The 25,240-nt window shown below is 73.3% G+C and carries 16 protein-coding genes; 7 read left to right on the forward strand and 9 right to left on the reverse strand.

Translation table 11 applies throughout. The features are described from left to right. Complete coding sequence (locus tag AB0J55_RS27955; RefSeq protein ID WP_364254564.1) at positions 1–1,566, reverse strand: DUF6801 domain-containing protein; 1,566 nt, start codon at positions 1,564–1,566, stop codon at positions 1–3. Between the two features lie 252 nt (positions 1,567–1,818). On the opposite strand from AB0J55_RS27955, the gene AB0J55_RS27960 reads away from it, so the two are divergent. Continuing rightward, positions 1,819–2,748, forward strand: coding sequence for an ATP-binding cassette domain-containing protein (locus tag AB0J55_RS27960; RefSeq protein WP_364254567.1), 930 nt, complete (start codon positions 1,819–1,821; stop codon positions 2,746–2,748). Further along, complete coding sequence (locus tag AB0J55_RS27965; protein WP_364254570.1) at positions 2,745–3,578, forward strand: ABC transporter permease; 834 nt, start codon at positions 2,745–2,747, stop codon at positions 3,576–3,578. The genes AB0J55_RS27960 and AB0J55_RS27965 overlap by 4 nt, the downstream gene beginning before the upstream one ends. Here the strand turns inward: AB0J55_RS27965 and AB0J55_RS27970 are convergent. The 5 genes from AB0J55_RS27970 to AB0J55_RS27990 are packed head-to-tail and all read right to left on the reverse strand — an operon-like array spanning position 3,575 to position 15,327. Then, entirely contained in the window at positions 3,575–4,681 is a 1,107-nt protein-coding gene (locus tag AB0J55_RS27970; RefSeq protein WP_364254573.1) for a nucleotide disphospho-sugar-binding domain-containing protein, read from the reverse strand. The genes AB0J55_RS27965 and AB0J55_RS27970 overlap by 4 nt on opposite strands. Beyond that, a complete protein-coding gene (locus AB0J55_RS27975; RefSeq protein ID WP_364254576.1) occupies positions 4,678–5,454 on the reverse strand; it encodes an alpha/beta hydrolase in 777 nt (258 codons plus the stop codon). Before AB0J55_RS27975 ends, AB0J55_RS27970 begins: the two co-directional genes overlap by 4 nt. Beyond that, the gene (locus AB0J55_RS27980; protein ID WP_364254579.1) at positions 5,442–5,732 is read right to left on the reverse strand and encodes a phosphopantetheine-binding protein; all 291 of its coding nucleotides are present in this window, start codon (positions 5,730–5,732) and stop codon (positions 5,442–5,444) included. The genes AB0J55_RS27975 and AB0J55_RS27980 overlap by 13 nt, the downstream gene beginning before the upstream one ends. Next, positions 5,729–9,517: a beta-ketoacyl synthase N-terminal-like domain-containing protein gene (locus AB0J55_RS27985; RefSeq protein ID WP_364254582.1), complete on the reverse strand. Its 3,789-nt coding sequence runs from the start codon at positions 9,515–9,517 to the stop codon at positions 5,729–5,731. The genes AB0J55_RS27980 and AB0J55_RS27985 overlap by 4 nt, the downstream gene beginning before the upstream one ends. Continuing rightward, a complete protein-coding gene (locus AB0J55_RS27990; protein WP_364254585.1) occupies positions 9,511–15,327 on the reverse strand; it encodes a beta-ketoacyl synthase N-terminal-like domain-containing protein in 5,817 nt (1,938 codons plus the stop codon). The genes AB0J55_RS27985 and AB0J55_RS27990 overlap by 7 nt, the downstream gene beginning before the upstream one ends. A 204-nt stretch (positions 15,328–15,531) precedes the next feature. Between AB0J55_RS27990 and AB0J55_RS27995 the strand changes: the two genes are divergently transcribed. Continuing rightward, complete coding sequence (locus AB0J55_RS27995) at positions 15,532–16,317, forward strand: SDR family oxidoreductase (RefSeq protein ID WP_364254588.1); 786 nt, start codon at positions 15,532–15,534, stop codon at positions 16,315–16,317. 1 nt (position 16,318) lies between these two features. Continuing rightward, entirely contained in the window at positions 16,319–17,284 is a 966-nt protein-coding gene (locus tag AB0J55_RS28000) for an aldo/keto reductase (protein ID WP_364254591.1), read from the forward strand. Here AB0J55_RS28000 and AB0J55_RS28005 read toward each other — a convergent pair. The 3 genes from AB0J55_RS28005 to AB0J55_RS28015 form a co-directional block, all read right to left on the reverse strand. Next, positions 17,281–19,890: a CHAT domain-containing tetratricopeptide repeat protein gene (locus AB0J55_RS28005; RefSeq protein ID WP_364254594.1), complete on the reverse strand. Its 2,610-nt coding sequence runs from the start codon at positions 19,888–19,890 to the stop codon at positions 17,281–17,283. The genes AB0J55_RS28000 and AB0J55_RS28005 overlap by 4 nt on opposite strands. Before the next feature lie 90 nt (positions 19,891–19,980). Beyond that, a complete protein-coding gene (locus AB0J55_RS28010; protein WP_364254597.1) occupies positions 19,981–20,154 on the reverse strand; it encodes a hypothetical protein in 174 nt (57 codons plus the stop codon). Between the two features lie 340 nt (positions 20,155–20,494). Beyond that, positions 20,495–21,634: a serine hydrolase domain-containing protein gene (locus AB0J55_RS28015; protein WP_364254600.1), complete on the reverse strand. Its 1,140-nt coding sequence runs from the start codon at positions 21,632–21,634 to the stop codon at positions 20,495–20,497. Between the two features lie 463 nt (positions 21,635–22,097). Here AB0J55_RS28015 and AB0J55_RS28020 point away from each other — a divergent pair, with 463 nt between their 5' ends. The 3 genes from AB0J55_RS28020 to AB0J55_RS28030 all read left to right on the forward strand — a co-directional run bounded on the left by AB0J55_RS28020 (position 22,098) and on the right by AB0J55_RS28030 (position 25,009). Further along, a complete protein-coding gene (locus tag AB0J55_RS28020; RefSeq protein WP_364254603.1) occupies positions 22,098–22,463 on the forward strand; it encodes a VOC family protein in 366 nt (121 codons plus the stop codon). Between the two features lie 458 nt (positions 22,464–22,921). Beyond that, complete coding sequence (locus tag AB0J55_RS28025; RefSeq protein WP_364254606.1) at positions 22,922–24,592, forward strand: hypothetical protein; 1,671 nt, start codon at positions 22,922–22,924, stop codon at positions 24,590–24,592. A gap of 15 nt (positions 24,593–24,607) precedes the next feature. Next, entirely contained in the window at positions 24,608–25,009 is a 402-nt protein-coding gene (locus AB0J55_RS28030; RefSeq protein WP_364254609.1) for an NUDIX hydrolase, read from the forward strand. Positions 25,010–25,240 lie beyond the last annotated feature (231 nt).

Raw genomic sequence — 25,240 nt, forward strand, 5'->3', positions numbered from 1 at the left:
TCACTTCTTGGTGAGGGTCACGTCCAGCTTGTTGCCGGGGCCGGAGGTGAGACCGGTGATCAGGCCGGTCAGGAAGCCGCAGCCGGTGAACTGCGGAATGCCGTAGGTCGCGGTCAGCTTGCCGCCCTTGAGCGGGTCGAACCCGGGCGCCGAGGTCAGCGGCACGTCGGCGGGCTTGACCGTGTGGCACGACTTCGACGACAGGATCGGGAACCCGAACACGCGGACCTTGGTGAGCTGGACGTCGACCTGGGCGTTCGCCTGGACCGCGCCCGCGGTGAGCGTGCCGTTGATCGGGCCGACCTGGCCGAGTTTCACCGTCGCGGACGCCGGGATGAAGCCGAGGACGCGGAAGTACACATCGGACTTCGGCAGCGCGAGCTGGGCGCCGAACTTGCCGGAGGCGGCGTCGAGCTTCGCGTCCAGGGTGCCCGGGCCGAGGGGCAGCGTGGCGTGCAGCTGTTTGAGGACCGACTTGCCCTGCACGGAGTACTTGACCGCGATGCCGCCCGGCGGGGTGCTGGTCGTCGGCGTGGTCGGCTGGGTGGTCGGGGTCGTGGGCTCGGTCGTCGGGGTCGTCGGTTCCGTGGTGGGCGTGGTCGGTTCCGTGGTCGGGGTCGTCGGCTCGGTGGTGGGAGTCGTCGGCTCCGTCGTGGGGGTCGTGGGCTCGGTGGTCGGGGTGGTCGGCTCCGTGGTCGGAGTCGTGGGTTCCGTCGTCGGGGTCGTGGGCTCCGTGGTGGGCGTGGTCGGCTCGGTTGTCGGAGTCGTGGGCTCCGTGGTCGGAGTCGTCGGCTCGGTCGTCGGAGTCGTCGGAGTCGTCGGTTCCGTGGTCGGAGTGGTCGGCTCGGTCGTCGGAGTCGTGGGCTCCGTCGTGGGAGTCGTGGGTTCCGTCGTCGGGGTGGTCGGTGTCGTGGGTGTCGTGGGCGTGGTCGGCGTCGTGGTGCCGCCCGCCGGCTTGATCTCGAACGTGCCCAGCTGCTGGTTCTGGCCCGGGACGGCGACGCAGTCGGAGGTGAACGTGCCGAGGTCGGTCGGCTGGCCGTCCGCGGTCCGCGGCGTCATCGTGGTGCTGAAGTTCCCGACCGTCACCGACGCCGTGCCGGGGCTGGGGAACGTCACCGCCGGCGCCTTGCCGCTGCTCTTGACGTGGAACGCGCCCGACGGCGGCACCGGCGTCGACGCGATCGTCAGCGGCAGGTTCAGGTTCAGGGTCTTGTCGACCGGGTACTTGAGCACGGCCGCGGCCTTCGCCGAGCCGTCCAGCGAGGTGGCGCCGACCAGCGCGAGGCCCTCGGTGGCGGTCTCCGGCACGGTGACGTCGACGTCGAAGGTGATCGGCGTCGACGAGGCGCCCGCGACGGCGTTGTCCGGCAGGTTCGTGTCGATCTTCACCGACAGCACCTGGTCGCCGATGAGCGGGAACGGGCAGTTGTAGTTCAGCGTCAGGCTCACCGGAGCGGCCTGGGTCGGGCCGGCGCCGACGAGCGCGACCGTCGCCGCCACGCCCGCGGCGGTCACGACGGCCAGACCGTAGGCGGGCTTTCTCGACTTCCACGAAAACTTCACGGCTCGTCACCTCGGGAAATGGGGGAATTTCGGCAAAGCTACCTCCGCGTTTCCGGCGGAACAAGCGGCCCGCGATTCTTTGTCACGCGCATGGCATACGCCCACCGCGGAACGATCACGCAGGTCAGGGCTTATCACGTCCGTACGGTTCAATTCCGCGAAGATTGTCATGCGCCCGGCGAATGGTGACGATCTTCTTGCCCGGGATCACCCGGCCCCGATACCTTTCACCAGGCAAGGAAAGGAGCGGCCATGCCCCAGCCGGTCATCGCCGTGACGGACCTCGAGAAGAAGTACGGCCCGGTCACCGCGCTCGCCGGGATCAGCCTCACCGTCGCCCGCGGCACGGTGCTGGCGGTCCTCGGCCACAACGGCGCCGGGAAGACCACGCTGATCGACATCCTCAGCACGCGCGTCCGGCCGAGCGCGGGCACCGCCCGGGTCTGCGGCCACGACGTCGTGCAGCGTAGCCGCGCGGTCCGGCGGCGGATCGGCGTGACCGGCCAGTTCGCCGCGGTCGACGACGCGCTCTCCGGCCGCGGGAACCTCGTGCTGATCGCCCGGTTGCTGGGCGCGAAGCCGCGGCAGGCGCTCGCGCGGGCGGCCGAACTGGTCGCGGCCTTCGGGCTCGAAGACGTCGCCGACCGGCCGGCGGGCACGTACTCCGGCGGGATGCGGCGGCGGCTGGACCTGGCCGCGGGGCTCGTCGGCGCGCCGCAGGTGCTGTTCCTCGACGAGCCGACCACGGGTCTGGACCCGGTGAGCCGGGCCGGGCTGTGGACGATCGTCGAAGGGCTCGCCGCGCGCGGGACGACCGTCGTGCTCACCACCCAGTACCTCGAGGAGGCGGACCGGCTGGCCGACCACGTCGTCGTCCTCGGGCTCGGGCACATCACCGTCTCGGGGACGCCGGCGCAGCTCAAGGCCCGGCTCGGCACCCGGACCGCGACGTGCACCTTCGGCACCGAGCTGGCGTTGCGGCGCGCCGTGGATGCGTTGGCGCGCCTGGGTCTCGCGGCCGGCCGCGCCGGGCTGGTGCTCACCGTCCCGCTGTCCGGCCCGGGTGACATCCCGGTGCTGGTCCGCGCGCTCGACGCGGCGGGCGCACCGCTGCGGGACCTGACGGTGACCGAGCCGACGCTCGACGACGTCTACCTGTCGCTGCATCGGACAGCGTCGTGACGCAGGCCCGGCACCGCGCGGCCGTCGCCGCGCTCGGCGACCCGGCGGCGTGGCCGGAATCCGGGTTCCGGACCCAGGTCCGGGTCCTGACGGCCCGTTCCCTGCGCACCGCGTTCGGCGACCGCCGCCTGGTCTTCTTCGGGCTGTTGCAGCCGGTGGTGCTGCTGTTGCTGTTCAGCCAGGTGTTCAGCGGCGTCGGCGAGCTGCCCGGGGTCGCGGCCTACCAGGGTTACGTGAACTTCCTGGTGCCGGCGACGCTGGTCAACATCGCGATGACCACGGCGATGAGCTCGGGCGCGGGCCTGCTGGCGGAGATCTACGGCGGCTTCACCGGACGGCTGCGGTGCCTGCCGATCTCGCTGTTCGCGGTCCTGGTGGCCCGCACCCTGGCCGACGCGGCCCGGCTGGCCGTCCAGCTGGCGGTGACGGCGCTGGCGAGCGTGGCCTTCCTGGGCTTCCGCCCGGCGGGCGGGGTGCTGGGCCTGTTGTCGGCACTGGCCTTGACGCTGGTCGTCGGCTGGTGCCTGAGCTGGGTGTTCGTGGCGATCACGACGTGGCTGCGCAAGGCGGAAACGCTACAGGCGGCGTCGTTCGTGGTGATGTTCCCGCTGATGTTCTCCTCGAGCGCGTACATGCCGCTGGACACGATGCCGGCGTGGGTCCGCGCGGTCTCGGCGGTCAACCCCCTGACGTACGCGATCGACGCGACCCGCGCGCTGGCGCTGGGCCGCCCGATCGGCTGGTCGGTCCTGACGGCGCTGGTGATCGCCGCGGTGGCCGCGGTGGCGGGCTCGCTGCTGGCGGCCCGCACGTTCCGCAACCGCGTCTAGCCCAACGACTCCAGGTGGGTGGCCGCCTCTTCCGCGCCACCGGCGGCTTCGAACGACTCGCGGATCTTCTCCGCACCGGGGCGGTACTGCTCCGCCGACTCGATCGCCTTGCGGAGGTCCGCTGCCTTCGCCCGGTCGAACCGCAGCCGCACCCCCGCCGAGGCGGAAGTCACCTGCTGGGCCAGCATCGTCTGGTCGTCGCGGATCGGGGCCACCACCAGCGGCACGCCCGCCGACAGGGCCTCGCACACCGTGTTGTGGCCGCCGTGGCAAACCACTACCGCGGCCCGGGAGAACACCGCGACCTGCGGGATCCGCCGGGCCAGCAGCACGCTTTCGCTGACCAGCTCACCCGCCGGGTCGACGACGAGTCCCTGCACGCCCGGCATCCCGGCCAGCGCGTCCACGCTCTCCGCGAGGAACCGGGACCCCGCCTCCGCATTGGCCGTCCCCAGCGTCACCACGACCAGCGGGCGATCGTCCACAGGGGACCATTCGCCGGAAGCCGGGGGCAGCGCCGGGCCGACGTACGACACCGGGACCGCCAGGCGGCACTCCCCGGCCAGCGCCCGGGTGGTGAACGCCAGCACCAGGTGCGGCGAAAACCGCAGGTCACCGAGCAGGACGCCGTGCCGGGCCCGCAGTCCGGCCTGCAGGCCGGTGACCCAGGACGCGATCTTCGGCAACGATCCCAGCGGGTCGGCCAGCTCGGTGGACGTCGACGCCGACGTCGCCCACGGAAGCCCGTGGCGCGCCGCCACCAGCGCCCCCGCCATCGCCTGCTGGTCCACGACGACGACGTCGGGCTCGAACGAAGAGACCGCCGAAGCCACGCCCGGCACCATCGCGTCCGCCAGCGGCACCAGGTACGACTCCCACAGGTACTTCAACGCGGCGAACCCGCGCAGTCCCGGCGGTCGCAGGGCCGACGAGAACGGGCCGGAGTCCCCGGCCGGGAACACCCGGCCGGCGACCAAAGTGGACAGTTCCGGCACGGGACCGCACCAGGCCACCTCGTGGCCCCGCGCGGCAAGCACGGCGGCCACCCCGCGCAACGGCGCCACGTGCCCGGCCAGCGGCGGCACGACCAGCAGGAACCTCACGCCGCGTGCCGTTCGATCCACTTCAGGACCAGCTCGCGCACCTCCCGGTGCTGCTCCACCAGCACCGAATGCCCCTGCCCCTCGAACACGTGCAGCTCGCCGTTCGGCAGCAGCGACGTCAGCGCTTCGAGGTCGTCGGCCTGGTAGCCGTGACTGCCCAGGATGGACAGGACCGGGCAGCCGATCGCCGCCACCTGCTCCCAGGTCAGCAACGGCCCGAGCGGCACTTCTTCGGCCATCTTCGTCGAGGTGATCCGCTCGGCCGCCATCCGCGCCAGCCGCCGGTGGTGGGCACCGAAGTTCGCCTCGATCCAGGCGAAGCTTTCCTCCACCTGCAGGAACCGGACGGTGTGCGCGAGGATCGCGCTCATCTTCGCCGCCCACACCTCGGTCGCGGGCTCCGACTCGATGCACACGATGCTGCGCACCCGCTCGGGAAAAGCGACGGCGTAGCTGTAGGCCAGCGTGCCGCCGAAGCTGTTGCCCACCAGGTGCACCGGCCGGTCGACGCCGAGCTGCCGCAGCAGGTCGTCGAGGTCGGCGACGAAGTCCCCGAGGGTGTACCCGCGCTCCGGCCGCTCGGTCTTGCCGTGCCCGCGCAGGTCGTAGCTGATCACGTCGACGCCCGCGGCCGCGACCGGCGGGGCCAGCGTGAGGTAGAAGCTCGCCAGGCTGTCGGTGCCCATGCCGTGCAGGAACACCACGGTCTCGGTGCCGCCGGCGGGGACGAGCTGCACGTTCGTGCGCAGCCCGTTGACGGTCATCGTGGGCACGTGCGCTCCCCCACGAACCGGGCGATGTCGCCGACGGTCAGGCCGATGACGTCGTCGAGGTCCTTCTCCGCCAGGTACTCGGCGAGGTTGACCTCCGCGCCGAAGTGCTCGGCGAGGATGCTCGCGAAGGTCACCAGGTCGATGCTCTCCAGCTGCAGGTCCTCGTGGAACGTCGTGTCTGGGGTGATTTCGATGCCGAGCACCTCGGCGTCGCCGACGAGCTCGGCGAGCAGCTCGGCGACGACGTCGAAGGTGGCGGACGCGTGGTCGATGGTCATGGCGTGCTCTCCAGGTGTGCGATGGCGGTGTCGCCTGTGGACTCGACCGTGACGGTGAAGGGCGGCAGGTCCCGGTGCCGGCCGGACACCGTGCCGTCGTCGTGGACGCGGATTTCCGCGGGGTAGACCGGTTCGCCGAGCCGGGCCCGGACGGCGTCCTTGACGGCGATCCGGCGCAGCAGCCAGCCGCGTTGCTGCCGCGGCGGGACGGCGGCGAACTCCGCGCGTTCGGCCGCGCCGAGGTAGATCCCGGCGTAGATGTCCCGCGCGGCGACCGTCGGCCAGCGGTCGGTGACGGCGACCGAGCCGTCGTCGCGCCGCTCGCCCAGGAGGTTCTCGGCCGGGAAGGCGTACACGCGGTGGGCGGCGCGGTCGCAGGGGAACCGGACGTCCCGCCAGCCCTCGATCGTCGCCAGCACCCGGCCGTCGCGCACCAGCTCGGCGTCCATTTCGAGGACGTCGGCCCGCGGCAGCCGGACCCGGACCAGGCACTCGAGCCGCGTCCCGGGCGCGGGTTCGGGGCCGTGCCAGGTGAGCCGGCCGATCGACCGCGGGAAGGCGAGCAGGTCGTCGGACCGGGTCGCCATCAGCCAGCAGCCGAGCAGCTGGCCGACGTTGTCGAGCAGCCCGCCGGGCGCTTCCGGGACGACCAGCTCGCCGCGGACGTGCTGCTCGCCGAGGCCGGTCAGCCGGGCCAGGCCCTGGTAGGAGGGGCCGTGGAACATCTCCCGGCGCGCGTAGATCTCGGCCGCGCTCAGCGGTGGCGCGGTTTCCGGCCCGGGTACCGCGGTCCGCGACGGCGGTGCGGCGAATGCCCCCAGTGCGACCGTCATCAGCGCGTACGGTCCTATTTCGACGGTGACGTGGTCGCCCTCGCGGGTCAGCGACAGCGGCACCCGCCGGGCCGGGGACGCGATGAGCCACCGCGAGAAGACAGCGTCCCGCACCGCGACCGCCGTCGTGCCCGGCCAGGCTCGTTCGGCGGCCCGGCAGGCGAGGTCGACCAGGGTCGTCGCGGGCACCACCGGCCGGAAGTCGGACTCGTCCGGCCAGTCGTCGCGCTGCCGGAAGAACCGGTGGTCACGCAGGTACGGCATGGCCGCGAGGGAGACATCCACAGTGGACTCGACCCGCCGGCGCGCGGCCACCGCGACGACGTCCGCCGCGCTCCGGCGCGTTTCGGCGAGCAAGGCGGTGAACTCGGCGACGATCGGGTCCGGTACCCCGGCGGGCAGGCTCGGCGCGTCCAGCAGACCGCGAGCGGACTCGCCCAGCGAGAGCAGGTGGTTCCCGGTGGTGAGGCGGATCCGCCGGGGTTCCAGGGCCGCGAAGTCCGGGTCACCGCCCTCGGTCCACAGCGCGGTGGCCAGGCGACGCAGCTGCGCGAGCCCGGGCCGGGTGCCGGACGCGGCCGCGACGACCAGGTGCCGCCGCTCGCCGAGCGTGTCGGTGACGAACGAGCCGACCTGTCCGGCGCCGACCTGCACGAACACCCGGAACCCGCTGTCGTGCAGCGCCTCGGTCAGCTCCCGGAACCGGACCGGGCGCAGCAGGTGGTCCAGGTAGAGCCGGCGGACGTCGGCCGGGTCCGCGGGGTACGGCCGCGCGGTCGTCGCCGACCACACCGGCAGCCGCGGGGCACGCAGATCCAGGTCCGCGGCGAGCCGGGCGAAGGGCGCGAGGTGCGGCCGCATCAGCGGGGTGTGGAAGCCGGACCGGAACGGCAGGGTCGTGGCCACGATCCCCTGGGCACGGCAGGTCGCCGCGAAAGCCGCGACGGCGTCCGGTGGCCCGCACACGATGGTCTGCTTGGCCGCGTTCTCGTGGGAGACGACCAGGTCTCCGGCGAGCAGCCCGGCCACCTGCGCCGCCGGGGCGCCCAGCACCAGGTAGTCCGCCTCGGGCAGCTCGAAGCCGTCCGGCCAGTACCGCGCCACGGTGCCCGGCGCCGCGGTGTACATCCCGGCGGCCTGCATCGCGGTCCACTCCCCGACGCTGTGCCCGGCCAGGGCGTCCGGCCGGACCGCCAGCCGCCGCAGGACCTCGTCGAGCAGCAGCCCGGCCGCGGACACGCTCGCCGCGCGGTCGAGCACGCTCGCCGTCGACCACTGTGGACGGTCGAGGCCGAAGTGCCGGGCCACGTCGTCGAGGCGTGGTTCGCCGCCGGCTTCCAGTCCCGGGTGGACGAACACCGTCTTGCCGCGCGGCAGCAGGGGGTCGACGCTGCACCAGACGTCGCCGGCGCCGTGCCACGGCCGTCCCTCGGCTGCCACCTTGGCGAGCACGCGGCGCGCGGTGGCAAGCTTGCGGTCGTCGGCGCCGACGATGCCGAGCCGGCACGGGCCGTCGCCTTCGCCGGGTTTCTCGAGCTGCTCCAGCAGTTCCTCCGGCGTTCGCGCGGCCAGGCGCAGCACGCGTTCCGGTTCGTCGACGCGCACCCGCCGCTTCGGCGCCGGATCGCCGGCTTCGAGCACGACGTGGGCGTTGACCCCGCCGAAGCCGAACGCGTTGACCGCGGCCACCTGCGGGAGCGCGCCCCACGGCTCGGCTTCGGCCAGCACCCGGAACCGCGTCTTGTCCAGCAGCGGGTGGGGATCGGCGCAGTTGAGCGTCGGCGGCAGGACGCCGTGGTGCAGCGCGAGGGCCACCTTGACCAGCCCGGCGACCCCGGCGGTGGGCAGCGTGTGCCCGATCATCGACTTGACCGAGCCGATCACGGCCCGCGGCCCGGCAGCCGGGCCGAAGACGTCGGCGACGGTGGTCAGCTCGGCGGCGTCCCCGGCCGGAGTGGCCGTGCCGTGCGCCTCCAGCAGGCCGATCTCCGCGGGATCGCGGCCCGCCCAGGCGCGGCGCAGGGCAAGGGTCTGCCCGGCGACGGACGGGCTGAGCAGGCTCGCGCCCCGCCCGTCGCTCGACGTGCCGCTGCCGCGGATCACGGCGTACACACGGTCGCCGTCGCGGCGGGCGTCGGCCAGCCGCCTGAGCACGACGATCGCGGTGCCCTCGCCGAGGAGCATGCCGTCGGCGGCGCGGGACAGCGGGCTGATCCGCTGGCTCGGCGACAGCGCGCCGAGCTGGGCGAACAGCGACCAGAGCGTGCCGTCGTGCGTCTGGTGGGCCCCGCCGGCCAGCACGGCGTCGCAGCGGCCGCGGGTCAGCTCGCCGATCGCCTGGTCGACGGCGACCAGCGAGGACGCGCAGGCGGCGTCCACCGTGTACGCCGGGCCGCCGAGGTCGAGCCGGTTGGCCACCCGGGCCGCGGCGAGGTTCGGCACCAGCCCGGCCGCGGTTTCCGGCCGGAACTCGCCGAGCGGTTCGAGCAACGCCGTCCGCAGCCGGTCGAGGACCTCCGGCCCGGCCGACGGCATCAGCTCGCCGACCGTGTGGGTGATCTGCCGGACGGTGCGGACCCGCTGGTCGAAGCCCCGCAGGCCGGGCGACAGGTACCCGCCGCGCCCGAGCACGACGCCGATCCGTTCGGGGTCGCCGAGCCGGCCGAGGCCACCGGCGTCACCGACCGCGTCGAGGGCAACGGCCAGGGCCGTCAGCTGGTCCGGCTCGGTGCCGTCGAGGGACGTCGGCGGGACGCCGTGGGCGACGGCGTCGAAGTCGAGGGTGTCCGGGGTGAAGCCGCCGCGGCGGCCGGGGAACTGCGGATCCCGTTGGTGCGGCGCGCCTTCGGTGACGGCGTCGGTGCCGTCGACCAGGTTCCGCCAGTACTGGTCCATTGTGGACGCACCGGGCAGGAACACCCCCATGCCGACGATGGCGACCGGCGTCACCACAGCGACGCCGTGTACAGCACCGACCGGTCCGTGCCGTACGCGAGCTCGCGCAGGAGGGCCGCGGTGGCCTCGGCCGGGTCGAGCAGGCCGATGTCCCGGCGTTCGTACTCGCGCGCCAGCTCCGGCGACACCATGCCACCGTGGTCGCCGTCCGGGGCCCACGGTCCCCAGTGGACGGTCACGGCCCGGCCCGGCCAGGCCGCGCCGATCGTTTCCAGCGCGTCGTTCGCGGCGGCGTAGTCGGTCTGGCCGCGGTTGCCGAGTACTGAGGCGATGCTGCCGAAGAACGCGACGAAGCCGGGTTCGGCGTCGAGCGCGTCCAGCAGGACCCGTGCACCGTCCACTTTGGTCTTGTACACCGTGCGGAACGAAGTCTCGTCCTTGTCCGCCATGAGCTTGTCGTCGATGACCCCGGCGGCGAAGACGACCCCGGCGAGCCGGCTGGGGAGGTCCTTGACGAGGCGCCGCACAGCGTCCGGGTCACGCACGTCGAGCGACGTGTAGCCCGCGGTCCCGCCGGCCGCGCGGATCTCGCCGAGGGTGCGGCCGATCTCCCGCTGGGCCAGGACGGTCCGCACGCGGCGTTCGATGCCGGCGACCGGGCCGCCGCGGCCGGCCAGCACCGCCCGCATCGCCGCGGGGTCTTCGGGCAGGTCGTCCGGCTCGCCCGGCCACGGCGTCCGCCCGGCGAGTTCGAGCCGGCACCCGGACGCGGCGAACGCCACCGCCGCGCGGGCGGTGATCCCGCGGGCCCCGCCGACCAGCAGGACGACGGAGTCCGGGCCGAGGCCCAGCGCGGCGAGCTCGCCGCCCCCCGGACCGGCGCCGGCGTAGGCGATCGACGGGAGGTCCGCCCGCCGGGGCTCGATGGTGAAACGCCCGGCGTCGTCGTGGCCGACGAAGGAAGGGCCGTCGCTGAGAGCCTCGTCCACCAGCGTTTTCGCCACGTCCTGGGTGACCTCGACGAGCCGCGTGACGCCGTCGCGCTCCAGCGCGGCCGACCGCACCAGGCCCCGGAGCCCCGGCACGGCGCCCGGTTCCGCCGCCACGAGGACCGTCCCCCGCAGCGCCTTGAGCTGGGCGAACACCTCCGTAAGGTCACGGGCGAGGAGCACGGTGATGTCCGCGTCCCCGGTGACGACCTCCGCCCCGGCCGCGGCGAAGGCGGCTCGAACGGCGTCGTCCGGCGCGGCCACGGTCTTCCCGCGCAGCCGTCCGGGATCGGAGTCGAGCGGCACCGGAACCCGTTCGAGCCGGTACCGGCGCGGTGGGGCAGCCGCGGGTGCCGGGGACAGCCAGCTCTCGAGGTGCGCGGTCAGGGCGCCGGCCGTGCGGTCGCGGCTGAGCTGGTCGGTGCGGTCGTCGGCGGGCAGGCCGAGCCTGCTCAGCAGCGTCCCGGCGATCTCGGTGCGTTTGATGGAGTCGATCGAGAGGTCGGCTTCGAGGTCGAGGTCGACGGCGATCATCTCGGCCGGGTAGCCGGTGCGTTCGCTGATCACGCCGATCACGGTGCCCAGGACGTCGGCCTGCCCGGTTTCGGCCACGGGTTCCGGTTCCGGCTGTGGCTGCGGCTCGGGTTCTTCGAGCACGACCGGCGCCAGCGCGGGCGCCGCGCCGCCGAGATAGCCGAGCATGACCTCCCGCTGCGCGGCGACGAGCTCGCGGGTGGTGCGCAGGAAGTCGGCGATCGCCTGGTCACGGCCGGCGGGCTGGGTCATGGCGGTACTCCGGATTCGTCGGGCCGGTGGCAGGGCGGGCACGTCGGAGCCGGGCGCGCGGGCGGACCGCCCGTCGACGGCCCAGGCGGTGGCGGACGGCGCGGGCCGCGGCGGCCGCGTCAACCGATCGGCCCGGACGTCGACGCCGGCCTGCGCGAGGGTTTTCAGCGCGGTCAGGAACCCGTTGAGGTCCGGGCCGCAGGCGACGACGGTGTGCGGGCGGTCGCCGAGGATCTCCTGCACCAGGCGGGAGAGCACGCGGCCGGGTCCGGCCTCGACGAAGGTCCGGGCGCCCGCGGCGTACATCGCTTCGATCTGCTCGAGGAACCGGACCGGGGCGCCGATCTGCGCGGCGAGTTCACCGCGGACGTCGGCGTACGGTGCGGCGGTCCGGTTCGCCCACACGGGAAGGTGCGGCGGTCGGATGGCTTCCTTGGCGAGATCCGCGGCGAAGACGTCCCCGGCGGCGGCGACGAGCGGGCTGTGGAAGGCGCAGGCGACGGGAATCCGCTGGGCGGAGATGCCCCTTTCCCCGAGCCGCCGGACGGCCCGTTCGACGGCAGCCACCGGTCCGGAAAGGACAACCTGTTCGGGAGCGTTGTGGTTGGCGACGACGACATCCGGGCCGATGAGGGTCGCGGTGAGGAGGTCCCGTTGTGCTTTGACGGCGGCCATGGTCCCGGGTCTTGCCGCGCCGGCGATGGCCTCGGCGCGGGCCCGGCTGAGGCGAAGGAGGGTCCCGGTGTCGAAGGCCCCGGCGACGGAGAGGGCGACGAGTTCGCCGTAGCTGTGCCCGGCCAGGAAATCGGGACGGACGTTGAGCTGGCCGAGCAGCTTCGCGACGGCGATCTCGACGAGCCCGAGGGCGGGTTGCGCAACGCGGGTGTCGGTGAGGGCGGCTTGCTGGTCATCGGCGGCCTCGGCGGTGAAAGCCCGGGGAGGAAAGGCCGTGGCGGCGACATCCGGCGCGAGGCGGAGGACTTCGGCGAGCTCGGGAAAGTGGACGAAGAGCTCGGCGAGCATTCCGGGGCGCTGGCTGCCCTGCCCGGGGAAGAGGAAGGCGACCTTGCCGGGATCGGCGCGAAGTCCGTCGGGGGCGGCCGGACCCGCGCCGACCATGCCGGCGGCAGCCCCGCCCCAACGCCGTTCCGCGCCGCGCGGCTCGCCCGGGCCCGCACCGGTCGCCGTCTCGCGCTGGATCTCCGTCAGCAGCTTCTCCGCCTCCGGTGCCCAATCCCGCACCCCGTGCCGCCGGTCCGGGGCCACCGGACCCGCCGCCAGGACCGCGTGGAAGTTCGTGCCGCCGAAGCCGAACGCGCTCACCGCCGCCAGCCTCGCCGGTTCCGACCAAGGCCGGGCCGTCGTCGTGAACGTGAACGGGCTCGCCGCCGCGTCCCAGGCCGTGTTCGGGCTGGTCAGGTGCAGGGTCGGCGGGACCACCTCGTGCCACAGCGCCATCGCCGCCTTGATCAGCCCGGCCAGGCCGGCCGCGCACTTCGTGTGGCCGATCTGGCTCTTCACCGAGCCCAGCGCGCAGGAACCCGGGCGCGCTCCCGCCTCCGCGAAGAAGTCCGTCAGCGTCCGCAGCTCGGTGGCGTCGCCGACCACCGTTCCCGTTCCGTGCGCCTCGACCAGCCCCACCTCCGCCGGGGACACGCCCGCGTCCCGGTACGCCCGCGTCAGGGCCCGGTGCTGCCCCTCCGGCCGGGGTGCCGTCAGGCCGAGCGCCTTTCCGTCGCTGGCCGCGCCGATTCCCTTGACGACCGCGTAGATCCGGTCGCCGTCACGCTCCGCATCGGACAGTCGCTTGAGGACCAGGCACGCCACGCCCTCGCCCAGGGCGATGCCGTCCGCCGCCGCGTCGAACGGGCGGCAGCGGCCCGTCGGGGACAGCGCCCCGGCCGAGGTGAACATCAGGTAGTCGTGGATGCCGTTGTGCAGGTCGACCGCGCCGCAGAGGACCAGCGAGCTGGTGCCCGCCCGCAGCTCCTTGGCCGCCAGGTCCAGCGCGGCCAGCGACGAGCCGCACGCCGCGTCCACCGTGTAGTTCGCGCCGCCGAGGTCGAGGCGGTTGGCGATCCGGCCGGAGATGACGTTGGCCAGCGTGCCCGGGAAACTGTCCTCGGTCGGCTCGGGCAGCTGGGCGAGCAGCTCCGGCGGCACCTCGTCGAAGTAGCCGTCGAGCAGGGACCGCAGGGTGCCCGCGTTCGCCAGGTCGCCGCCGGCCTCCGCGCCGAACACGACGCTCGTGTGCTCGCGGTCGAACTCGCGGTCGGCGTACCCGGCGTCGGCCAGCGCGCGGCGCGCGGTCTCCAGCGACACCAGCTGGGCCGGATCGATGCTGCCCATCGCCGACGGCGGGATGCCGTACGCCAGCGGGTCGACCTCCAGCGCGGGCAGGAACCCGCCCCACTTCGACGTCGACTGTCCGAAGTAGACCTCCGGGTCCCAGCGGTCGCGCGGGACTTCGGTGACGGCGTCGTCGCCACGGAGGATGGTCGACCAGAACGCTTCGAGGTCGGGCGCACCGGGGAACGTGCAGGCCATGCCGACGATCGCGATGTCACGGGAATCGCCGGTGACCGGTTCTTCCGCACGGGCGAAGGTCTTCCCCGCCGTGACCTCGCGGTGCAGCTCGGCGATCGTCGTCCGGCGGTCCCGGAGGACGGCGACCTGGCCGGCCAGGTACATCCCCTCGGCCAGCTGCGTGGCCGCGTCGATCGGCTCGCCGTCGCGGCGGACGCCCTTGCTCGCGACGCGCAGCCGCCCGGTGTTCAGTTCCTCCAGCTGCTGCCACGCTTCCGGCGTCGCGTCGAGACCCGCCTTGACCCGCTCGAACTCCGCCGTGTACGGGCTGGGCAGGCACCGCGTGCGGTGGCCCGGCGCGGTTTCCAGCGTCACGGTCGAGTCCGCGGCGAGTGCGCGCTCCTGGAAGACGTCGGTGATCGCCCCGTGTGCCACGGCTTCTTCGGTGAAGAGGTACGCCGTTCCCATCAGGACGCCGACGGCGTCGAGCGGCTGCGCCATCGCGGCGACCACGGCGGCCGAGCGGGCGTCGTGAATTCCGCCCGCGAAGAGCACCTCGACGCCGTCCGCCGCGCCGAGGACGGCCAGTTGTTCCTCCCACAGCTCGAAACTCGCCCGCGGGCCGACGTGCCCGCCGCATTCGGCGCCCTCGAACACGAACCGGTGGATCCCGGCGTCGAGGTACTGGCGGAGCAGCACTGGCGACGGCACGTGCAGGAACGTCGCGATCCCGTCGGCTTCCAGGGCCTTGGCCTGGCCCGGTTTGCCGCCCGCGACCAGCACGCACCGCGGCCGGGCGGCCCGGATCGCGGCGAGCTGGGCGGCGCGCAGGTCGTCGGGCACGAAACCGAGGATGCCCGCGCCCCACGGCCGGTCGCCGAGGCGCTCGGCGGTCCGGGCGAGCAGGTCGGTGGTGCGCGCCCCGTTCGCGGTGGCCACGGCGACGAACGGGAACCCGCCCGCGTCGGCGACCGCGGCCGCGAAGCCCGGCTGGTCGCTCACCCGCGTCATCGGACCCTGGACGACCGGCAGCGGTGTCCCCAGCGTCCGGCAGAGCCGGGTCCCGAACACCGGCGCCGGCACCTCCGCGCCGACGATCCGGCGGACGTCCTCCGCGGACCGGACGACGACCCCGGCCGCGCCCCCGGCGAGCGCACCCACCGCCGTCCGCGGCCCGGCCGCGCTGCCCCACACCGGGACGTCGAAGGCGCCGAGAAGCTGTTGCAGCAGCACGAAGTCACTCAATTCGCCGCCGCGGGCGAGGAGCCCCAGCGCGCCGCCGCGAACCGCCTCGGTGGCCGTGGCCAGGTCCGCGACCTCGGCGAGCGCCCCCGCCCACGGCGCTCTCGTGCGGACGGCGAAGGCCGCGCCGCCGGGCAGCGGGCCGTCCGTGCGCACGCCGTAGGGCACGCGCACCCGGGCCGCGACCAGCCGCAGGTCCTCCGGATCGGCGCCGTCGAGCACACCGAGGCCCCCGCCGCGGGCGACCGCGGCGACCTCGCCGGGACCACCGATCCCCAGGCACCGCAGCCGTCGAGCGTGCGACGGCGGGACGAGCTCGGCCATCGGCGGGACCTCCTGCAGTCGGGTGTTGCGATCTTCAGGAATAACGCACCGGATACCTGAAACGCAATAGCCGTGCTAACGTGCAAAACCGTAGGACAAGGCAGTTTCATCGCTCTGACCAGCACTTTTATCACCCGCATCGCAACCGGGAAATACATTTCCCGCACCTGCATGACAATTCGAACCCGGAATTTTGGAGCCCGCGTGGAACTGACCGGACGCGTGGTCGCGCTGACCGGCGCGGCACACGGAATCGGGGCCGCCATGGCCCGCCGCTTCGCCGCGGAAGGGGCAGCAGGCGTGGTCGTGTCCGATGTGGACGCCGCGGGCGCCGGCCGGGTGGCCGACGAGATCACGGCCGCGGGCGGGCGCGCCGTCGCGGTGACCGCCGACGCCACGTCCAAACAGGACCTCAAGGTGCTGGTCGCGACGGCCCGCGCCGAGTTCGGCCGCCTCGACGTGTTCTGCGCCAACGCGGGCGCGGCGTTCGGCACCGGGGTGCACGCGGCCGACGAGCAGTGGCAGCAGTCGTGGGAGATCAACGTCATGCAGCACGTCCACGCCGCCCAGGTCGTGCTGCCCGCGATGCTGGCGCGCGGCGAGGGCTACCTGCTGATCACGGCGTCGGGCGCCGGCCTGCTCGGCATTCCCGGCGACGCGCCGTACTCGGTCACCAAACACGCGGCCGTCGGCCTCGCCGAGTGGCTGGCGATCACCTACCGGCCGCGCGGGGTGCGGGTCAGCGCGCTGTGCCCGCTCGGCGTCCGGACGGCCCTGCTCGAACCGGGCATCGCGGCCGGCCACCCGGCCGCGCTGGCCATCGCCGCGGCCGCCCCGCTCATCGAGCCCGACGACGTCGCCGAGGCGGTCGTCCGCGGGCTCGGCACCGAGGAATTCCTGATCCTGCCGCACGAATCGGTCCGGGAGTCCTTCGCCCGCAAGGCCGGCGCGGTCGACGCGTGGATCGACGAGATGGCCGTGGGAGGCTGAAGTGGAGTACCGCAGGGTCGGGGCGAGCGGGCTCGCCGTCAGCGAGATCGCCCACGGCAACTGGCTGACGCACGACGCGCCCGGCTGCGTCGCCGCCGCGCTCGACGCCGGCATCACGACGTTCCACACCGCGGCGGCCTGGGACGGCGGCGCCGCGGAAGCCGCGTTCGGTGCGGCGTTCGCCGGGCTGCGCCGCGACGATCTGGTGCTGTGCACGGGTGTGTTCTGGCCGGAGGGCCCGGGCCCGAACGACGCGGGGCTGAGCCGCAAGCACGTGATCGCGTCCCTCGAAGGCTCGCTGCGCCGCCTGCGCACCGACCACGTCGACGTCTACCAGTTGCTGCGATTCGATTACCGGACGCCGGTCGCGGAGACGTTCCTCGCGCTCTCGGACCTGGTGCGCCAGGGGAAGATCCGGTACGCCGGGACGTCGGAGTGGACGGCCGAGCAGCTGCTCCAGGCGCACGAGGCGGCGCAGCGGTACGACGTGCCGCTGATCGCCAACCAGCCGCACTACTCGATGCTGTGGCGGGTGCCCGAGGCCCAGGTGATGCCGGTGGGCACGCGGATCGGCGTGGGGCAGTTCGCGTCGGTGCCGCTCGCCCAGGGCGTGCTGACCGGCAAGTACCGCGGCGGGCGGATCCCGGCGGGTTCGCGGGCCGCCACGCACCCGCACGCCCGGCCGGTGCTCCTGCCGGACCTGCTGGAACGGGTGGAGCTGCTGCGCGGCGTCGCGGACGACGCCGGCCTGACGATGGCGCAGCTCGCGCTGGCGTGGACGTTGCAGCACGAGACGGTCGCCTCGGCGGTGGCCGGCGCGAGCACGCCCGAACAGGTCACGGAGAACGCCAAGGCCGCCGGCGTCCGGCTCGACCTCGACGTGCTGACCCGGATCGACCACCTGCTCGGCAGCTTCGTCCAGACCGACCCGCGGCTGGTCTGGTCGCCGCCGGCGCGGGAGTCCTAGCCGGCGCCGAGGCAGACGAACGGGCGGCGGAACGGGTCGACGGCGATGGCGTCGGCCAGCGCCAGCGCCGGGCTGTCCCGGACGGCCAGCGCGCGGTAGTAGTCGTCCATCGCGGCCGCCGAAGCGAGGTCGCCGACGCGGGACAGCGGCGCGATCACCGTCCGGGAGCCGCTGGCCAGCAGCGCGCTGGCGAAGCCGAGGGCTTCGTCGCCGGGCCGGATCCGGTTCATCGCCAGCTCGCACGCGGCGAACACCACCTGCCGCGGCGGCTGCCGCAGCCCGGCCATCTCGTGGCCGAACAGAGCGCCGTCGGCCAGCTCGAGCCGGGAGAACAACGCGTTCTCCGGTTCGTGCGCGCCGTGCGCGGCGAAGTGCGCGAGCTTCGCGCCGTCCATCGCGCGCAGGACGGACTTCACGGTGGCCTTCGCGCCGGTCATCGTCGTCGCGGTGCGGTAGTGCGTGGTCAGCTTTTCGAGCTCACCACGGGCACCGGCCAGCCCCGGCCCGCGAACCAGTAGGATCTTGCGGGCGCGTGACGACCGGGTCAGCTCGGCGGCGAGCCACGCGGTCGCCGACGGCGCGACGACGGTCGGCCGCCCCCGCAGGCCCGGCAGCACGCCCCACGGCACGGCGTAGAGCGGGCCGGTCGGGACGATGACCAGCTCGCGGTCGCCGATGAGGCCGGCCAGGGGCTGGACGAGCTGCGCGTCGAGCTTGTCGGCCTGCTTGTGCGCCGAAGCCATGACGACCTCGGCGAGCCGCTCGGGCAGGTTGTCGGGCGCGAGGGCGTCGAGGTCGACGTTCAGCACGCGCGCGGACTCCGCGGCGGCCCCGGCGGACCCGAGCCGCACGAGCCGGCACTCACCCCCGGCGACGACGACGGCGACGAGCTCGTCCCCGGAAGCGGCGAAGCTGACCATGGCCCGGTCCCCGAGCCGCCCGGCGACCTCGGCGAGCCCCGCGACGGGACGCGGCCGCCCCCACCGCCCGGTGTGCCAGCCGAGCCGCTGGGCCTCCCGCAGCCGTTCGTTGTACTTCGCCCGCAGGCCGGCGATGGGGTGCCCGTCGTGCTGGGCCTCCTGGATGGCCTGCCCGAGCCCGCGCACCTCGGCGACGCGCGCGGCGAGCTCGGGATCGGTGCCGGCCGAGAGCGGTTCGTAGCGGTAGGTCTGGGCCCGCGTCCGTTCGAGCCAGACGAACAGGCGGCGGGCGTCGTTGCGTTCGAGCACGAGCTTGACGGCGAGGTCGGCGAGCTCCTGCCCGTGCAGCGCGGTCCCGGAGACCAGGTCCAGCCCGCCCATCCGGTCCCGGACGGCGTCCAGTTCGGTGAGCCCCGACCGGATCTCGGTGAGCGCCTTGGCCCGGTCCCCCTGGGCGACGGCGAGTTCGGCGCGGCAGAGCCGCCGCAGCATCCGGTAGTCGATGGGGGTGAGCTGCCCGGGCCGCGGCACCAGCTGGAGGGTCTCGACGGCCCGCTTGAGGTTCCCGCGGCGGATGTCCAGCCGGACGGCGAGCATGCGGGCGGTCGCGGCCTGGTCGGTGAGCTGCGGGGCCGGCATCTTCTCGGCCTGGCGCAGCGCCCGCGTCGGCAGGCTCGCGGGCACGTCACCGGTCTCCAGTGCGTCGCGCGCGTCGGCCTTCAGGCCCATCAGGGTGGCGTTGGCCGTGCAGGTCAGGCACCCGACCTTGAGCATCCGGCGTCGCGCCGAGTAGGCCATTTCCCTGGCGAGCTCGACGTCGTCGCCCATCAGGGCGGCCGAGGCGCGGTAGAGCTCCGCCAGCGCCAGTTCGCGGCTGACGCTCTGCTCCTCGACCATGACCGGCAGGATCTCGTCCAGGTGGGCCCCGGCCTCGTCCGCGAGGCCGGCCGCGAGCAGGGCCTCGGCCTGCGCGAGCCGCAGGCTCGACGGGATCTCCATGTCGAGCGCGCGGTAGCTGCGCTCGCACTCGTCGTAGAGGCGCAGGGCTTCGGGGACGTCCCCCATCCGCAGGGCGAGCGTGCCCAGCGTCCGCCGGGTGCTGGCCGCGTTGCCGCGCAGCTCGTACTTCTCGGCGAGTTCGAGGGAGCGGGTCAGGTCCGCCTGGGCTTCGCGCACGTTGCCCAGCCGGATGTGCACCCAGGCGCGCGACGCCAGCGTCAACGTGAAGGCGCTCATCCGCGACTCGGGATCGGTGCCGTGGGCCAGGCGGTACTCGTGGTGCTCGACCGCCTGGTCGAACGAAGCGAGGCTCTCGTCGTTGCGCCCGACCCCCATCAGCCGCATCGCGTAGTTGTGGTTGAGCGAGCCGTTGAGCTCGGCCCGCAGGACGGGGTCCTCCACGGCGTTGATCAGCAGCCGGACGTCGTCCAGGCCCGCCAGCCCGGCGGCCAGGTCGTTGGAGATCTCCGAGGAGACCGCCGTCATGGTGCTGGCCAGCCGGATGCGCGTCACCAGCCAGTCGGTGCGGTGCTCCGCCGGCACGGGGTGCACGGAATCCAGCAGGCTCATCCCGCGGCGCAGCAGCCGGAGGCTCAGGTGGTACCGCGCGACGCACGAAGCATCGGCGGCGTCCTTCTGCAGGGATCGAACCCTCTCGATCACCTCGGAGGGGTCCAGGTCAATCACGGGCACTCACCTATGACAGCACAGGCTTCGGCAAAAAGAAGCCCGCCTACCGGTAGATCAGCAGGCGGGCTTGCCTCGACGAGGCCTGGCTCAGGGCGTGACACCCTGGTAGCAGCCGTTCGCGCACTCGGTGTGGACCGGGTGGTCGACGTGGACCTTGCCGTCCGCGTCCGTCCACTGCACGAGCGGCTGCTGGGTCGGCTCGGCCGGCTCCTCGACCGGCTCCGGAGCTTCGCCGGGCTTGACATCCGTGGGCGTCGACATGGTCGATCTCCTCTCCCCTGGGGATCTGCATGGGGACGCTGCCGTGACGGTGAGTCCCCCATCGCGAGGCCCTCTCCCCGCGAACGGCCCAATAGTTTCACATCGGAGCAATGATCGGGAGAGTTTTCGCTACGGAAAGTCAGACCAGGCCCCGTGAGCAGGCGGGATGTCGGGACGGGAACGTCCTAACGGGTGAAGTCTGTAACGACGTCCACTCCGGACGTGCACCGCGCCCCCGGCGGGGCCACCCGCAGGGACGTGTTGCTCCGGCCACGGACCGTGACCGCGCCGTCCACTGTGGATGGTCCTCGGGCTGCCGCCGAGTGGACTCCGGCGGCGGCTAGGCCGTCGCGGCCGCGTGCACCGCGCGGACCAGCCGGGCGTTCTCCGGAGCGGCGCCGCCCGGGAAGGCGAACCGGCGGCGGTTGTAGCCGTAGGCGAGCCCGCTGCGCGGGTCGGCGAACGCCTGCGAGCCGGCCGCGCCGCTGTGGCCGAACGCGCCCTGGCCCAGCACGGGGTAGTCGTCCGACACGATCGCGAAGCCGAGGCCGAACGCGTTGTGGTTCCGGGTGGACAGGTCGTCGCCGATGGAGTGAATCTGTGCGAATTCCGCAGCGGTTTCCGGCCGCAGGAGCGGTTCGGGGCCGCTGATCGCGGCCGCGTACATGCCGGCGAGCCCCCGCGCCGACGCGACACCGCCCACGGAAGCCGGGCTCAGCTGCCGGACCAGCTTGATGTTCGGCAGTTCCCAGAGTTCCGGGCCTTTCGGGTGGTTCCGATTGAAGGCGATGCCGGTGATGCTGTCCGGCCCGGTCGCGTTCGCTTCGAGCTCCGCCAGCTGCTCCGGCGTCGGCAGCATCGGCTGCGTGGTCAGGAACCGCGGCTCCAGTTCCTCGGGCAGCCCCAGGTGGAAGTCCAGGCCGAACGGCTTCCGGACGCGTTCTTCGTAGTGCTCCTGGATGCTGCGGCCGGTGACGCGCCGGACGACCTCTCCGGTCAGCGCGCCGATCACCAGCGCGTGGTAGCCGAACGCGGTGCCGGGCCGCCAGTACGGCCGCTGCGGAGCGAGCCGCTCGGCGATGATCCGGTCATCCGCGATCTCTTCGGCCGTGAAACCTCCATCCGCACCGACGACGCCGGCGCGGTGCGCGAGCAGCTCCCGGAGCGTGATCCGGTCCTTGCCCGCGGCGCCGAACTCCGGCCAGTAGTGCGCCACCCGCTCGTCGAGGTCCAGCAGACCGTCTTGGACGAGCAGCGCGACGACCAGGTGTGCGGCGCCCTTGGTCGAGGAGAACACGCCGGTCAGGGAGTCACCGGTGATTTCGGGGCCGGTCCAGAGGTCGACAACGCGTTCACCGTCGACGTGCGCGACGAGCTGGGCGGCGTAGTCGCCCCCTTCGTCGGCGGCGACGGCGGCGAACTCCGTGCGGACGGCTTCGTAGCCGTCGGCGACGGTTCCGTGGATGTGTTCGGACGACATGGCGGCTCCCTCAGTGATCTCAACGCCTGCGCCAGGATCCAACCGCCCGGGTGGTGAGGTATTCCGCGGGTTCGGTGGCCGGGGTTCTGGGCTGCGCTGCCAGGCATTGCGGTCGGGCGGCCGGTGTTCTGCGCCGGGCCAGGCATCACCGGCGGGCCGCGCGGTATCCCGCACTCCCAGCGGCCAGGTACTGGAGCCGGGCTGCTGAGCGCCCCGGCATGACGCGATCAGGCATTGCGTGCGGCGGCCCGGTGCCCCGTGCCGCCTGGTAGTGCAAGCTTGCCGGTGGTTCGTGACGTGCGGCCGGGTGGGATGTTCCCCGTTTGGGGGACCTGAGTCCGATGCCGGCCACCCCACTTCGGCGGGTCTGGCGATCGCGTTGTCGGGGCCGCCGGTTGGCTACTGCGGCGACGGCACCTCCGGACCGCGGTAGAGAACCCGCCTCGCGGGTACCAGTCCGATCATGAAGCTGACCTCCACCGTCCTCGGCGCGCCGGAACCGCGCGCGCTCGCCGAGTTCTACTCGAAGCTGCTTGGCTGGCCGATCCGCACCGATGAACCGGAGTGGGTGACGCTGCGCCCGGACGATGGCAGCGCGGGGCTGTCGTTCCAGCTGGAGACCGGGCACGTTCCGCCGGTATGGCCGCCGGTCGACGGTGCCCAGCAGATGCAGCTGCATCTCGACATCGAGGTCGACGATCTCCAGGCCGCGACCGAGGCGGCGACGGCGGCGGGCGCAGTGGTCGCCGACTTCCAGCCGGAGGACGACGTCCGCGTCTGCTTCGACCCGGCCGGACACCCGTTCTGCCTCTGGAAACGAACCGGCTGACACCCACGACCACCGGAGCCCAGCAGACGCCGCTGCACCTCGACGCCGGCGGCGGCGACCGCGGCCGGCGCAGTGGGCGCCGGCTTCCAGCCGCAAGATGACGTCCGCGTCCGCCGAGCCCCCAGCAGGCGCAGCTGCACCTCGACATCGACGGACCCCAGGCTGCGACAGGGGCGGGCGCGGTCGCCGCCGACTTTCCGGCCGCAGGGGGACGGCCGCGCCTGCCGACGCCCAGCAGACGCAGGTGCACCTCGACATCGACGGTTTGGAGGCTGCTGCGGCGGCGGGCGCAGTGGGCGGCGGCTCCTGGCGGCAGGTTGACGGCCGCGGCTGTCTTGGTGCGGTCGGGTACTTCTTCTGCCTCTGGATGGGGACAGGGTGACGCCCCGCGTTCGGACGGTCACAGGATCCGCTATGTTCGGTCGAGGTCCTGTTTCCGGCGAACGGAGTTGAGTCCTGTGGGGGTGCACCGGATCTGGCACCACGGACTGGTCCCCACCGAGGGGAAACGCCCCCTGGACGCCTTGCGCAGCAGGCTGATCAGCCGTCAGCGGCAGCACGACGACTACACCGTGGCCGATCTCGGGTCGTCCGGGGATGGGGGTTCGCGCCGGTGTGACCTGAAGTTCGCGTACGAGGGCGGCGAAGGGCGCTACTCCGTTCAGGTATTGCTTTCGCTGTGCTACCGGGCCGGCGAGGACCGGGTGACGTGGTTGCTGGCCGCGGCTTGTACGCGGCCGTGGCGCAGCTGCCACGTTGCGCCCGCGCAGCGGATCGGGCTGGAAGAGCTGGGGGCCAGCGGCAGCGACGAAATCCCCATCGAAACGCCGGTGCTGGCGATGCGCGGGTGGTCGCGCAAGGAATGCGACCACCTGGCCGACCTGCTGGGCGAGGCGCTGGTGGCCCCGTGGCGCTCGTCGGCCGTGCTGGTGCTCACCGAGCCGCCGACCGTGCCGGTGGAAGGCTGGCCGGGGCTGGTCAACGTCTTCGACGTCGACGACCGCTTCCGCCACACCCTCAACCGGCACCTTCCGCTGGGCTGCGCCCTGCCGCAGGGCGCGCGGCTCTACGTGCCCCCGTGCGACCAGATCCCGGATTTCGTCGAAGCCGCCAGCCCGGTCTCCGGTGAGGCACTCGAGGACGCGATCACGCGGCTCATCCAGGCCCGCGGCCGGACGCCGCTGCCCGAGGAGTGGGCCGAGGTGCCGAGCGTGCGGGACTGGTACGCCACGGATCCCTTCGCGTCGCCGGAGCGCGAGCCCGACGCCGAACTGGTCGGGAAACTCGGCCGTGCCGAACGGGAACTGGCCGAGGCGCGCGGCGTGATCACGATCCTGCGGAAGAAGGCCAAGGCGCACGCCGAGGAACGGGACCGGCACGCCGGTGAGGCGAAGAAGCTCCGCCGCCGCCTCGAAGACGTGTGCGCGACCGACGTCGCTTGCCTGCGGAAGCAGCTCGCGCAACTGCAGGCGGAAGTGGACGACTACGCCCGCGCCTTCGAAGAGACCGAGGCCGAGCGCGACGAGCTCCGGCGCGTCAACGGCCTGCTGGCCGGCCGGCTCGCCCGCCACCACGACGCCGACGACGAGGTCGCCGCCGCCGAGCGGCCGCCGGAGGAGTTCCCCAGTTTCGGCGAGCTGATCGGCGCCGCGTCGGCGTCGCTCAAGCACCTCGCCATCACGGCCGAACCGGCGCCGGCCGCGATCCTCGACCACCACCCGAAAGCCGCCGCCTGGCGCCGCAAGGCGTGGGACGCGCTCCGCACCCTCGACGCCTACGCGGGCGCCCGGACGTCGCTGCTGGAGGCGGGCCAGGACCCCGGCCCCGAGCTCTCGGACGTGCTCGCGTTCGCCCGCACCGGCCAGCCGGGTTCGCTCATCAGCGCCAACATCATCGCCCTGGCCGAGTCGGACACCGTGACGACGAACGAGCGGCTCCGCCAAGCCCGCACGTTCCGCGTCGACCCCCGGACGAACCCGGCGGGCCGCGACTACTTCGGCGCCCACATCGCTCTGGAGCGGTTCAAGTCGCCGGCGCCGCGGCTGCACTTCCTCGACGACACCGACCGGACCGGCACGGTGTACGTCGGGTACCTCGGCGCCCACCTGCCGACGTCCAAGACCAACTGAGCGAGAATCGCGCGCATGACGGAGCTCGCGCACAAGCACCTGGCCTACTGCTGGATCGCCCGCGGCGACCGGGTGCTGTTCCTCCGCCGGAGCCCCGGGGTGTTCCTCGCCGGCCGCTGGGAACTGCCCGGCGGGACGGCCGAGCCGGGCGAGCCGCACGAAGCCACCGCGGTGCGCGAGGCGGCGGAGGAGACCGGGCTGGCGGTCCGCGTCACGGGCGAGCTGGCTCGCGACGCGTGGCCGGACGTCGCGGGCCGGGCCCTGCGGATCCACGCTTTCGTTTACACGGTGGAAGAAGACGGCGCCGGCGAGGTCGTGCTCAACCCTGAGGAGCACGACGACTTCGCGTGGCTGACGCGGGCGGAGGCGCGGGAACTGCCCTTGCCGGACCACTTCCGGCGGCTGCTCGATCGGTAGGGGGTTTCCTTGATGCAGCACCGGTTCCGGGCGCTGCACGGGTCTTCGGGTGGCGGTCATGTCTTCGACGGTACCCGAACAAAGGTTCGAACATCATCGCTGGACCGGGTGAACTGTGGCGGGCGCGGAGAACCGAGTTTCCCTTGTGGCACAAGAGGGATCGCGCGAGGGAGCCCCCGATTTCCACACTACCGGAAGGGACCGACAAAACCGGGGCACGGCAGCCGTCGC

Source organism: Amycolatopsis sp. NPDC049688 (assembly GCF_040674975.1).
GTDB lineage: Bacteria > Actinomycetota > Actinomycetes > Mycobacteriales > Pseudonocardiaceae > Amycolatopsis.

What these genes read in the sequence shown, in the direction of transcription:
- AB0J55_RS27960 (WP_364254567.1), top strand. Translation starts at nt 1,819, where the DNA reads ATGCCCCAGCCGGTCATCGCCGTGACGGACCTCGAGAAGAAGTACGGC.
- AB0J55_RS27980 (WP_364254579.1), bottom strand. Translation starts at nt 5,732, where the DNA reads ATGACCATCGACCACGCGTCCGCCACCTTCGACGTCGTCGCCGAGCTG.
- AB0J55_RS27990 (WP_364254585.1), bottom strand. Translation starts at nt 15,327, where the DNA reads ATGGCCGAGCTCGTCCCGCCGTCGCACGCTCGACGGCTGCGGTGCCTG.
- AB0J55_RS28010 (WP_364254597.1), bottom strand. Translation starts at nt 20,154, where the DNA reads ATGTCGACGCCCACGGATGTCAAGCCCGGCGAAGCTCCGGAGCCGGTC.
- AB0J55_RS28015 (WP_364254600.1), bottom strand. Translation starts at nt 21,634, where the DNA reads ATGTCGTCCGAACACATCCACGGAACCGTCGCCGACGGCTACGAAGCC.
- AB0J55_RS28020 (WP_364254603.1), top strand. Translation starts at nt 22,098, where the DNA reads ATGAAGCTGACCTCCACCGTCCTCGGCGCGCCGGAACCGCGCGCGCTC.
- AB0J55_RS28030 (WP_364254609.1), top strand. Translation starts at nt 24,608, where the DNA reads ATGACGGAGCTCGCGCACAAGCACCTGGCCTACTGCTGGATCGCCCGC.